Genomic DNA, 12,160 nt, shown 5'->3' with positions numbered 1-12,160 from the left:
ATGGAATATGGCGCCGACTACCATGACCTGGCCACCTTTTATTGGGACTCCGGCGAGAAGGAAAAAGCCTTGCAGGTGGCTGAGGATGGTTTACGCCAGGCAAAGGGGCGCATGGATGAGTTGCGCGCTGATGGTGCCGCTCTTCTCGACGATGAAGGCGAAGCCCGATTCGCTCTGCTTGTAGTTGAGGACGTTGGCCACCAGGGTGTCAAGCACCGTGTCGGCCCCCATGACCCCGACGAATTTCCCGTCAACGGTCAGAGGTTTCACCAGGGCGATGACCAGTTCGTTGGTCACCAGATCCACATAGGGGGTCGTGAAACTCATGGCGCCGGCCTCTACCCCCGTCTGTACCAGGGCCGGTCGCGAGGATCGTAGTGGGCGGGCGGGGTCCAGCGGGCGTCGTCGATGAGTTTGCCGCCCGGGGTGCCGATATAGACGTCGGTGAAATGACCGGCCTGCATCGCCATGTCGAGAAGCTGAAAGGTCTGCGGGTCGTCGCTGAGATTCGCCCGGGAAACTGCGGCGGCGGCTTCGAGGATCTTCATCTGCTGATTGAGCCAGATTTCCACGGTATTGACCGCCTTGCCCGCCATCTCCTCCTGCTGGGCGATAACGGTTCTCTCCACCACATGCTGGGTGATCCGGTAATTGACGAAGGTGGCGACGAGGATAACGATCGCGCAGCCGGCGACGACGAGAAGCGTCTTTCTGATCGGGTATTTCATGGAAACCTGTTGCGGAATGGCCAGAGGACCTTATGCCAGTAAACCTTACTTTTGGCGCGAAAGAAAGAGTCGATCTTCTTTTTTCGGCACCGGCGAAGATGCAATATTGACGCCAGCAGGCGACGGGTCGTTTGTCGCGGCTTGCAACTTGCAGCTTGCGGCATGCGAATTGCTACCCCTTTCTCGATATGGTACTTTCATCGCGGTCTCCGGGGAGATGCCGCAAGCGCTCCCGCCCTGCAGGAATTTTTCGAATCGGAGGTATGGCCATGTCTGCCAAGAACACGATTGACGAACGGTCCTACGAGTACCTGATTCGTCAGTTCGAAACCATTTTTCACTCCTCCTCCGACGGCATCTGGGTCTGCGACGGCAACGGCATGGTGATCAATATCAACCGGGCCTCAGAGATTCTGAACGGCATCCGGGCCGAGGACGTCATAGGCCACAACATCAAGGACCTGGTGGCGCGCAAGATTTTCGACCACTCGGTGACGACGCGGGTCATGGCCACCGGCCTGCGTCAGACGGTGATGCAGTTCATCCCCAAGACCGGCAAGTACCTGCTCTCGACCGGCACCCCTTCGCTCACCGAAGACGGGCGGATCGCCCTCATCGTCGTCAACGAGCGGGACATGACCGAATTGAACACCCTGCGTCAGGAATTCGAGAAGAGCCAGCAGGTCCGGGAGAAATACCGGCAGGAACTCTCCGACATCAGCCTGCTCGAACTCGAGCGCAACGACATCGTCGCCGAGAGCGCGGCGATGCGGCGCATCCTGCAGATGGCCTTGAAACTTTCCCATATCGGTGCCTCCAATATCCTTGTGCTGGGCGAGTCGGGGACCGGCAAGGGGCTGCTCGCCCGGCTCATTCACAAGAACAGCGCCCGCAACACCCATCCGCTGGTGGAAATCAACTGCGCCGCCCTGCCGGAGAACCTGCTCGAGGCGGAACTGTTCGGGTATCAGAAGGGGGCGTTCACCGGTGCTGATGAAAAGGGCAAGATCGGCCTCTTCGAACTGGCCCAGGGAGGCACCCTCTTTCTCGACGAGATCGGCGACATGCCCCTGCAGTTGCAGGCCAAGCTTCTGAAATACCTTGATAACAAGGAGATCCGCCGGGTCGGCGGAACCCGGTCGATCAAGGTGGACTGTGCCACCATCGCCGCCACCAACAAGGACCTGAAGACCCTCGTCGCCGAAAAGGCCTTCCGCCAGGATCTCTATTACCGGCTGAACTCCTTCATCCTCCAACTGCCGCCCCTGCGGGAGAGGCGCGAGGACATCGCCGGCCTCGTCCGCTTCTACCTGAGCGAGGCCAACCGCACCTACAACTGCGCCAGGACCATCAGCCCGCGGGCCATGCGTTCCCTGCAGGAATACCGCTTTCCCGGCAATGTCAGGGAGCTGCGTAATATCATCGAAAATGGCGTGGTCATGTCCAACGACGATCAGATCACCGAGTTCATCCTGGCGAGCATCGACGAGCAGGTCCCGGGTGGTCTTGAATCCTTCCCCAGGCCGGCAACGACAGGGGAAGGCCTGGCCGGCAAGCTGCAGGCGTACGAGAGGGAGCTGCTGCTGGAGGCGAGAAGGCGGTGCCGGACTACCCGCGAGGCCGCCCGCCAGCTTGGCATCAGTCAGCCCTCGGTGGTGCGGAAGTACAAGCAGTACAAGATTGACTGATAGCTGATAGCCGGCACATTGCCCCTCCCCCCAATCGTGTTTATCCTGATGATTAAGTTTGACAAGACAGCCACCGCTGCCCAGAGGGCGGCTGCGGCCGTCACAGTATTACTGCAGGTCCTTACACCTAACCCAAGCTTAACACATCCGCTCCATGTAGCCGTTATAACCGCTCCATCGTAACCGGTAACTATTGGTATTTCTGCGTGATAATTGTTAGGGTCGCTTTGTAGTGCCATAATATTATTTCTGGGGATTGACTTTTGCCCCCGGATATGGCTATGCTGTGGCCATGTATATTCGACAAACCAAAACCAGCAGCAGCCCGACCGGGGAAACCTACAGCACCTTCCGTCTGGTCGCCTCGGTACGGACCGGCGGCAAGGTGCGGCAACAGACCCTGCTCAATCTGGGCAAAAATTTCGATCTTGCCAAGGAGCTCTGGCCGCAACTCTGTACCAGAATCGAACAGATTCTGGCCGGTCAGCTGAGCCTGATCCCCGAAGCCCCTGCGGTAGAGAAGCTGGCCCAGCGCTACGCCGCCCGCCTGGTCATGAGCGGCCCGAAGGAGGAGAGGGGCGAGGTCCGGGAGACCGTCGATTATCAGGAGGTCGACATTGATTCCCTGGAACTGGTCCGTCCCCGCTCCATCGGGGTTGAGCATGCCGGGCTGGCGGCGTTGGCGGAACTCCAGCTGCCGCAGATCCTGACGGAGGTCGGTTTGAATGGGGTGCAGCAGGCGGCCGCGCTCGGCAGTATCATCGGCCGGATGGCCGAGCCGGGGAGCGAGCTGGCGACCTATGCCTGGCTGACCGGCCAGAGCGGGCTGGGGGAACTGCTCGATGTCGACTATGAGGCGATGCCGTTGATACGGCTGTATCGAACCTCGGATCTGCTGGTCCGACACCGCCAGGCCATCGAAGCACGGTTGTTCTCCCGGATCAGTGACCTGTTTTCGCTGCCGGCCACGGTAACGCTGTATGATCTGACCAATACCTATTTCGAGGGGGCGATGGCCGGTAACGGCAAGGCCAGACGGGGCCATTCCAAGGAAAAACGGTCCGATTGTCCGCTGGTGACCCTCGGCCTGGTCCTCGATGGCAGTGGGTTTGTTCGGCGCTCGCGGATGTTTGAGGGCAACGCCATCGAGGCCGCCACCCTCGAACAGATGCTGACCGGGCTGGCGGCCCCGGCAGGGGCCCTGGTAATCATGGACCGAGGGATAGCCACCGAGGCCAATATTGCCTGGCTGACGGGCCAGCACTATCGCTATCTAGTGGTCAGCCGCGAGAGAAAACGGCAATTCGCCGCCGAGCAGGCGATCGCGGTGACTACGGCTGCAAAGAATACGGTGCGGATTCAACGGGTCTTGAGCGAGGATGGTACCGAGTTGCGCCTCTACTGCCACTCCGGCCAGCGAGAGAACAAGGAAACCGCGATAACGCAGCGGTTCAGCGAGCGATTCGAGCGCGGCCTGGCAAAGCTTGCCGCCGCCCTGCAGACCCCGCGCGGCGACAAACGTCGCGACAAAATCCTGCAGCGACTCGGCCGGTTGCAGGAGAAGAGCCACGGCATCGCCCAGCATTACCGGATCGAACTGACGCCGGATGCCGCCGGCGACAAGATCGTGGCCTTGAACTGGGAAAAGCAGCCGGTTCCCGGGACGATGGTGACCCATCCCGGGGTCTACTGCCTGCGCACCAACGAGTTGAGCTGGGATGAGGACACCCTGTGGCGCACCTATACCATGCTTACCGATCTGGAGGCGGTCTTCCGCAGCCTCAAGTCGGAGTTGGGTCTGCGGCCGATCTACCATCACCGGGAGGATCGGGCGGAGGGGCACCTGTTCATCACGGTGCTGGCCTATCAGGCGGTGCAAGTCCTGCGTCGCCGCCTGAAGGATCACGGATTCCAGGAAAGCTGGTCCACTCTGCGACGGATCTTTGCAGGACAGCGCCGGATCACTGCGACCTTCAGACAAAAGGACGGTAGAACGCTGCATGTCCGCAAGACCACCGTCGCCGAACCGAAACTGCAACAGCTCTACGAAGCGCTGGGCCTCTCAGCCTCTCCGGTTGGCGTCAGGAAGATGGTGGTGTGAGGTCAACGACGTGGATGTAGTGCCACTGGGAATTTTTCTGCCGACTATCTGGCTGTTTTGGCGAGAGAAATAATTCCTGGTGTTAAACATGGGCTAACGATTGTCTTGATCTTGCCGGGTATGACCGCGCGGTAGGAGGAGAAAACAGAAGGAGGACTGTTATGAAAGATACATCCAGCATACATCAGCAGGTTCAGTCGCTCTGCGACTGCTTCGCCACGACCGATCCCCTGAAGGAGATGTCCAATATCGCTCTGGCCCCCGAGTCCCAGGAAGCGGCCCTGAAATGGATCGCGCTCGCCGTCCTGCACGGCATCAACAACAACGCCGAGAAAATTGCCCTGGTTTCGACCAAGGAAGGCAAGGTCAAGGTGACCGCCGAATATCGCACTGCCGAACTGCCGTCTCCCGGCGCCGATATCGGCAAAAAGATCGTCGAGGCGATCCGGGAAATGACCCATATCGAGAAGGACAAAGAAAAGGTGGCGCTCGCTTTCGGCTTCCGCAACAACAGCATGGAGCTGAAGATCAAGGCGCGCCATGAGGGCGACGACGACAAGATCACCATCAGTTTCCCGGAAACCTGAGTCTTCTTCCAATCCTTCAGCACCGGCGGCCGCCGACGGGCGTCCACGAGCCCAATTTCGGCCGCCGGTTACACTTCAGTGTTTCGTAACTGCCTGCAATTCTTTTATTCGGCGTGCACCCTGGTTTCCGGCGGTATCGTGGCGCAGATCCGGAAATGAATCATGCTTGATTTCATTTTTTTCAAATTATAACAGATACATTCAACGCTATTGCGATTTATAGATGGATCAAAGCCAGGTCCATGGACAAAGAATATCGGTGGTTTGATCCGTTTTCTGATCAACTCTCTGGCCGGTTGTCTGTAAAAAATCTCTATCTGTCTGTGATAGCTTCATATTATCTTGTCTGAACAAGTGGTCCGCTATTTGCTCTAAGCTGCTCAAGGTGAAATTGAACCGTGGTGTTGGGGGAAGGAGTTAACCATATAAGCAGCAGAGCGAGGTGACGACATGGCAGACAGCGCACACAGTAGGGTGATTTTTGAGGTCCAGAACATCCTGGGGAAAAGCGTCGAGATGGCGGAGGCCAACTTCGGCTGGCTGCAGACCAGGATGCATCCCTATTTTTTTTCCTGCAACAGCGAGGATGTAGAGGCGGTGTCGGTGCTCGCCGCCGACCTGCATCTCCTCGAACGCAACCGGCGGTTCATCCTGGCCGACAACGACCGCAACCTGATTATCGCCCAGCTCGGGGTGCCGGGGGCCGTGCATGACGCCCTGCGGTCCCTGCCGGAGAAGTCGATCTCCTATGCCCAGATCCACACCTCCTACGGCAATGTACCGAAGACCGGTTACCCGCTCGAGGTGCTGGAGTTTTCCTTCGACAATGGGACCGGCCCGTTGCAGACGGCCGCGGCGGCCGGCGAAGTACCGGGGGATCTGGTGCTGGCGGTGCAGGTGGAGGCGAGAGCCCGGTACCAGGATTTTCCGGTCGATGAGGTGTCCCCTCTGCTCCGGCTCCTGTGGCAGAACAATCCGAAATATGTCCGTACCTCGCCGCCGGTCCGGATCGCCCGGCTGTTGCGGCTCTTCTCCCGCTGCCGGTCGCTCGGCGGGATCAGTCTGGCGGTGGAGCAGGGCAAGGGGATCGGCCGACCGGAATCGCGGTTGCTGTTTGGTGTCGCCAATCCGCCCGACCGCAGGTACCTGCTGCAGATCATCGACGCCTTCCGGCGGTTGCGCCTGACTGTCCAGCGCTCCTACTGCCTGACCGTCCATGACGGCGACTACCCCTATTTCCTCGCGACGTTTTACGTCACGACCGAAGACGGCGGGCTGATCGCCGAGGACAGCACGCTGTTCCAGCAACTGCGGGCCGAGATGTACACCACCCAGGTGATGCCGATGACCTCGCTCACCTACGACCAGATGATCGCCAACGGGATGGTCGGCGGCCCGGACGGCTCGCTGATCCGCGCCTTCATCGGTTTCTGCCACACCAATCTCGCCCATACCCACCCGGACAGCTACGATCTGGAAGGGGTGGCGCGGGCCTTCCACAACCATCCGGAAATCACCCTGCAATTGGTGCGGCTCTTTCATGCCCGCTTCGACCCGGAGGCCGATGCCGATGGCTATCCCGCGGTGCTCGCCGAGACTACCGGGTTGGTCGAAAACTTCAACACCGGCCGCCGGTTCCTCGACGAGTTCCGGCGGACCATTTTCCGCTGCGGTCTCTTGCTGGTCAGCCACACGCTGAAGACCAACTTTTTCATCGCCGAGAAGCGGGCGCTCGCCTTCCGCCTCGATCCGGCCTACCTCGAGGCGCTGGGGAGTGACTTCACCAACGATCTGCCCGCCGACCGGCCGTTCCGGGTGACCTATTTCTCCAGCCGCTACGGCGCCGCCTACCACATCGGTTTTTCCGACATCGCCCGCGGCGGCTGGCGGACGGTGATCACCCAGGGCCGCGACGATTATGTGACCGCCGCCAACAGCCTGTTCCGCGAGACCTACGTCCTTGCCCACACCCAGCACCTGAAGAACAAGGACATCTATGAGGGCGGCTCGAAGCTGGTGGCAGTGCTGGAGGCGGACGAGGGGCTCGATGGCGGCCGACTGCGGCAGCAACTCCATTTCCTGCAGTACGGGCTTCTCTCCGGCTTCCTCGATCTCTTCGTTACCAGGGACGGCCGGGCCGCCGATCCCCGCATTGTCGACTATTACGGCGAGGACGAGCCGATCGAGCTCGGTCCGGACGAGAACATGCACGACCAGATGATCGAACTGGTGGCCCGCGAGGCGGAGCGCCGCGGCTATATTCTCGGCGCCGGGATCATGTCGAGCAAGCGGGTGGGGATCAACCACAAGGAATACGGGGTGACCTCGACCGGCGTGGTCCGCTTTGCCGAGGTCTGCATGGCCACCGTCGGCATCGACATGGCCCGCGATCCCTTCCGGGTGATCTTCACCGGCGGGCCGAACGGCGACGTGGCCGGCAACTGCATGAATATCCTGCTGAACCGCTGCGCCAACGTCGCCATCCCCCTGATCGTCGACGGCACGGCGGCGGTCCATGATCCGCAGGGCGTCGATCACGCGGCATTGCGAAACATTCTCCTGAAGGACGATCTCGCCGCCTTCGATCCGGCGGCGCTCCATGTCGGCGGCTTCATGCTCTACCGGGGCGTGACCCGCCGCCAGGGCATGCAGGAGCTGTTTAGAAAGGTGCTGCAGACTCCCGAGGGCCTTGTCGAATCGTGGATCGTCAACGACGAGTTCTACAAAGAGTACAACGACCTGATCTTCCGGGTGCCGACCGATCTCTTCATTCCCGCCGGCGGCCGGCCGGAGACGGTGGACGGGAGCAACTGGCGGCGGTTCTTCGACGAGTCGGGGGCGCCGCGGTGTCGGGTGATTGTCGAAGGGGCCAACTCGTTCATCACCCCGGAGGCCCGGAAGCAGTTGCAGCAGCGCGGGGTGATCCTGATGCGCGACGCCTCGGCCAACAAATGCGGGGTTATTTCCTCATCCTACGAGATCATCGCCAATCTCATGCTCTCCGACGAGGAATTTCTCGCTCACAAGGAGGAGTATGTCGTCGATGTCCTGACGATCCTGGAAAAGCGGGCGGGGGAGGAGGCCAGGGTGATCCTCGCCCGGCACCGCGAAGCGGGCGGGGCTCAGCTCTACACCGAGATCACTGCCGAGATCAGTGCCGAGATCAACAGCTGCTACGCCCGGTTGTTCGCCTATTTCCAAGCCCACCCCGAGGTCGGCGATCGGTCGCTCTACCGCCGGGCGATCCTCGACCATCTGCCGGCGATGTTGGCACGGGAGGGCAGCCCGTTCCGGGAGCGGGTCGACCGGTTGCCGGCCAAGATCAGATCCGCTATCCTGGCCGGGGAGATCGCCTCGTCGCTGGTCTACCACGCCGACCGGGACCAGGCCTTCCTGGAGTCGGTGGAGGGGCACCTGCGGCGGCAGCAGAACCTGAATCATGATTCGGAAATGGATCAAATTGGCGTCCAACGTGTGGGTATCAGATGATAAAGATCTGATCGAGCTGTTGATCCTTTACTGGATCGAATATATTTTATTGAATTTGTATCATAATTTGAATGTTGATACGGAACCGGATCGTATCTGGCCTGCCGCGGCTCGATTCGGCCTCTCCCTTTCGGAGGGTATTCGGGGGCTGCCATGGCCCATATCTGTGGTATATATCTTGCATATAGAAAGACAGCGGAATCGCCATGCCGGGGCCCAGGCGGCCGGCTGGCGACAGATAATGACTAAAGAGACAATTCGAGGACAACGATTATGAGCACACCAACCAACAGCAGTCTCCATGAGCTTCGCAACCAGGTTATCGCCAAGGGCAATGTCAGCGGCACTGACCGCTATATCGCCCATGCCCGTGGCGCGGTCCTGACCGATGTCGAAGGCAACGACTACCTCGATTTCGGCGGCGGCATCGCGGTCATGAACGTCGGCCACTCCCACCCGAAGGTGGTGGCCGCGATCAAGGAACAGGCGGAGAAATTCACCCATACCTGCTTCATGGTCACCCCCTACGAGGGGCCGGTGCGGTTGGCGGAAAAGCTGATCGCCGCGGTGCCGGGGGATTCGCCGAAATCGGTTATGCTGGTCAACTGCGGCGCCGAGGCGGTGGAGAACGCGATCAAGATCGCCCGCTACTACACCAAAAAACCGGCGATCATCGCCTTCGAGGGCGCGTTCCACGGCCGGACCCTGATGGGCATGACGCTGACCTCCAAGGTCAACCCGTACAAACTGGGACTCGGTCCATTCGCCCCGGAGGTCTACCGGATGCCGTTTGCCTACTGCTACCGCTGCCCCTACGGCCGCGAATATCCCAGCTGCGATGTGGAGTGCGCTGATAAGCTGAATGATTTCTTCGTCAACCACGTCGCGGCGGAGCAGACGGCGGCGATCATCTTCGAGCCGGTCCTGGGAGAAGGCGGCTTCGTCGCCCCGCCGAAGGAGTATTTTCAACGGCTTCAGGCGATCTGTCGGAAAAACAACGTGTTGATGATCGCCGACGAGGTGCAGAGCGGCATGGGCCGAACCGGCACCATGTTCGCCATGGAGCAGTACGGCGTCGAGGCCGATCTCACGACGTCGGCCAAGAGCCTGGCCGCCGGCATGCCGCTGTCGGCGGTGGTCGGCAAGAAGGAGATCATGGACAGCGTCCACGCCTCGGGCATCGGCGGCACCTATAACGGCAACCCCCTTTCCTGTGCCGCGGCCCTGGCCGTATTTGAGATCTTCGAAGAGGAGAAGCTGCTTGAGAAAGGTCAAAAACTAGGGGTGATGCTCCGGGAAAGCCTCCTTGCGATGCAGCAGGAGTGCGACATGATCGGCGACGTCCGCGGCCTCGGACCGATGGTCGCCATGGAATTGGTGAAGGATAAAAAAACCAAGGAACCGGCTGGTGCCGAGGCTAAGGCCCTGGTGAAATACTGTCTCGACCGCGGGGTGATCATCCTCGCCTGCGGGGCATACGGCAACAACATCCGCTTCCTCATGCCGCTGGTCATGACCGAGGAGCAGCTGCAGCAGGGGATTGACATCGTCCGTCAGGGTCTGGCGGCGATCCGTTCATAAGCAAAAGGAGGAGCAGCCGATGCACGGTTTCTACAATCGGATTCTGACGATTGATCTTTCTTCTCGGACCTCTGTCAACGAAGAGGTCGCCGACGAGGTCCTGCGCCAGTGTCTCGGGGGCAAGGGACTGGCCACCCGACTGCTCCTCGAGCGCAACCCGGCAGGGGTCGATCCGCTGGCGCCCGAGAACCACCTGATCTTCGCCACCGGGCCGTTCTGCGGCGGCCGGCTGTGGGGGGGGAGCCGTTACGGGGTCTTCACCAAGTCGCCCTTGACCGGGTTCTATGCCGAATCCTACTCCGGCGGCAAGGTCCCCGAGGCCATTGACGCCGCCGGCTTCGACGCCATCGTCCTCCACGGCCGGGCCGACCGGCCGACGGTCCTGACCGTCACGCCCGAAGGCGCCGAGTTCCACGACGCCGACGATCTGTGGGGGATGGAGACCTTCGCCGCCGAGGCGGCGGCGGTGGCCCGCTTTGCCCCGAATCGGGAAGGCTACCGCAAACCGGGCGCGGTGGTGATCGGCCCGGCCGGTGAAAACCTGGTCCGTTACGCCATCATCGCCAACGACAAGTGGCGCTGTGCGGGCCGGGCTGGAGTCGGCACGGTGATGGGCGCCAAGCTCGTCAAGGCCATCGTCTTCCAGGGCGACAGCAAGCGCCGGTACGCCGACCCGGAGGGCGTGGCCGAATACGCCGGGAACTTCTCCCGGACCAACATGGAAAATCCGGGTGTCAAGGCCTACAAGCGCCTCGGCACCACGATGATGGTCGCCGTGATGAACACCGCCGGGGCTTTCCCGGCCCGGTATTGGAACCAGGGCTCGGTGGAACATTGGGAGAATCTGAGCGGCGAGAAGTACCATGAGGAGCACGAGGTCAAGGCCCATGCCTGCGCCAAATGCTTCATGGCCTGCGGCCGGCTGGCGAGGCTGAGGAAGGGGCGGCACAAGGACTTACAGCTGGAGGGACCGGAATATGAGACCATCTACTCCTTCGGCGGCCTGTGCATGATCACCGAGATGGAGGAGGTGGCCTTCCTCAACGACCTCGCCGACCGCCTCGGCATGGACACCATTACCGTCGGCAACCTCTGCGCCCTGGTGATGGAGGCGAGGGAGAAGGGACGGATCGACTACGCGATCGACTACGGCAACGCTGATCAGTTGGCGGTGCTGATCAGGAAAATCGCCGCCCGCGAGGACATCGGCGATATCCTCGCCGACGGCATCATCCCGGCCTCCAAGCGCTTCGGCCTCACCGATCTCGCCATCCATGTCAAGGGGATGGAGCCGGCCGGGTACGAACCGCGGGTGCTGAAGGGCATGGGCCTGACCTTCGGCACCTCGCCCCGTGGCGCCTGCCACCTGCGGACCACCTTCTACAAGCCGGAGTTGTCGGGAATGATCCCGCCGGCCCAGATCGAGGACAAGGCGGCGCTGCTCATTGAGTTCGAGAATCGTCTCAACATCTTCGACACCCTGGTCCTGTGCCGCTTTTACCGTGATCTCTATACGTGGGCAGAACTGGAAAAGTCGATCGCGCTCGTGACCGGCATCGCCGGCCGCCAGGAACTGGAGGAGATCGCCGTCCGGGTCACCGACATGACCCGACTGTTCAATATCCGCGAGGGCCTCACCGCCGCCGACGATCGCCTGCCTCCTCGCCTGCACAAGGAAAAACTCCCCGACGGCCGCAGCCTCACCGCCGACGAGATGGAATACCTGCTGCAGGATTACTATCGGCTGCGCGGCTGGGACGCGGCCGGCGTCCCGGCGCAGCGCTGACGCCTCTCTCCTCTCACAGCATCCCCCGCATCCCCCGCATCGGCCTCCTGTCCATAGCGATGCGGGGGATGCGGCGGTCTCCGCCGGTCCCGTCCCGGGACTTGATCATGCATGGAAGATTCAACATCGGCGCTGCTGGATGCCTTCAGATGTTGCGGTCACCTGTCGGGATTTCGGTACCTGGGTATGGGCTATTTCCA

At 61.1% G+C, this 12,160-nt stretch carries 8 protein-coding genes; 6 read left to right on the top strand and 2 right to left on the bottom strand.

The annotated features are described in order from the left end of the window. Positions 1 to 90: 90 nt before the first annotated feature. Complete coding sequence (locus HNQ81_RS16935; protein ID WP_183352574.1) at positions 91 to 327, bottom strand: cache domain-containing protein; 237 nt, start codon at positions 325 to 327, stop codon at positions 91 to 93. Between the two features lie 11 nt (positions 328 to 338). Continuing rightward, positions 339 to 728: a cache domain-containing protein gene (locus tag HNQ81_RS16930; RefSeq protein WP_183352573.1), complete on the bottom strand. Its 390-nt coding sequence runs from the start codon at positions 726 to 728 to the stop codon at positions 339 to 341. 269 nt (positions 729 to 997) lie between these two features. Here HNQ81_RS16930 and HNQ81_RS16925 point away from each other — a divergent pair, with 269 nt between their 5' ends. The 6 genes from HNQ81_RS16925 to HNQ81_RS16900 all read left to right on the top strand — a co-directional run bounded on the left by HNQ81_RS16925 (position 998) and on the right by HNQ81_RS16900 (position 11,960). After that, the gene (locus HNQ81_RS16925; RefSeq protein ID WP_183352572.1) at positions 998 to 2,416 is read left to right on the top strand and encodes a sigma-54 interaction domain-containing protein; all 1,419 of its coding nucleotides are present in this window, start codon (positions 998 to 1,000) and stop codon (positions 2,414 to 2,416) included. Between the two features lie 292 nt (positions 2,417 to 2,708). Next, positions 2,709 to 4,517, top strand: coding sequence for an IS1634 family transposase (locus tag HNQ81_RS16920; RefSeq protein WP_183352571.1), 1,809 nt, complete (start codon positions 2,709 to 2,711; stop codon positions 4,515 to 4,517). A 161-nt stretch (positions 4,518 to 4,678) separates the two neighbouring features. Then, on the top strand, positions 4,679 to 5,104 hold the full coding sequence (locus HNQ81_RS16915; protein WP_183352570.1) for a hypothetical protein: 426 nt from the start codon (positions 4,679 to 4,681) through the stop codon (positions 5,102 to 5,104). 450 nt (positions 5,105 to 5,554) lie between these two features. Then, positions 5,555 to 8,593 (top strand): NAD-glutamate dehydrogenase domain-containing protein, encoded by a 3,039-nt coding sequence (locus HNQ81_RS16910; RefSeq protein ID WP_183352569.1) that lies wholly within the window; start codon positions 5,555 to 5,557, stop codon positions 8,591 to 8,593. A gap of 273 nt (positions 8,594 to 8,866) precedes the next feature. Then, complete coding sequence (gabT, locus tag HNQ81_RS16905) at positions 8,867 to 10,174, top strand: 4-aminobutyrate--2-oxoglutarate transaminase (RefSeq protein WP_183352568.1); 1,308 nt, start codon at positions 8,867 to 8,869, stop codon at positions 10,172 to 10,174. Positions 10,175 to 10,193: 19 nt separating this feature from the next. Beyond that, positions 10,194 to 11,960: an aldehyde ferredoxin oxidoreductase family protein gene (locus tag HNQ81_RS16900; protein WP_183352566.1), complete on the top strand. Its 1,767-nt coding sequence runs from the start codon at positions 10,194 to 10,196 to the stop codon at positions 11,958 to 11,960. The last annotated feature ends 200 nt before the right edge of the window (positions 11,961 to 12,160 follow it).

The sequence above is a fragment of the Desulfoprunum benzoelyticum genome (genome assembly GCF_014201505.1).
Lineage (GTDB): Bacteria > Desulfobacterota > Desulfobulbia > Desulfobulbales > Desulfocapsaceae > Desulfoprunum > Desulfoprunum benzoelyticum.
The sequence above is the reverse complement of the archived record's forward strand: the minus strand, read 5'-3'. Positions and strand labels throughout refer to the sequence as shown.

Excerpts from the sequence above, each read along its gene's own strand:
- HNQ81_RS16900 (WP_183352566.1), top strand. The coding sequence starts at position 10,194 with ATGCACGGTTTCTACAATCGGATTCTGACGATTGATCTTTCTTCTCGG.
- HNQ81_RS16920 (WP_183352571.1), top strand. The coding sequence starts at position 2,709 with ATGTATATTCGACAAACCAAAACCAGCAGCAGCCCGACCGGGGAAACC.
- HNQ81_RS16930 (WP_183352573.1), bottom strand. The coding sequence starts at position 728 with ATGAAATACCCGATCAGAAAGACGCTTCTCGTCGTCGCCGGCTGCGCG.
- HNQ81_RS16935 (WP_183352574.1), bottom strand. The coding sequence starts at position 327 with ATGAGTTTCACGACCCCCTATGTGGATCTGGTGACCAACGAACTGGTC.
- HNQ81_RS16915 (WP_183352570.1), top strand. The coding sequence starts at position 4,679 with ATGAAAGATACATCCAGCATACATCAGCAGGTTCAGTCGCTCTGCGAC.
- HNQ81_RS16925 (WP_183352572.1), top strand. The coding sequence starts at position 998 with ATGTCTGCCAAGAACACGATTGACGAACGGTCCTACGAGTACCTGATT.
- HNQ81_RS16910 (WP_183352569.1), top strand. The coding sequence starts at position 5,555 with ATGGCAGACAGCGCACACAGTAGGGTGATTTTTGAGGTCCAGAACATC.
- gabT (WP_183352568.1), top strand. The coding sequence starts at position 8,867 with ATGAGCACACCAACCAACAGCAGTCTCCATGAGCTTCGCAACCAGGTT.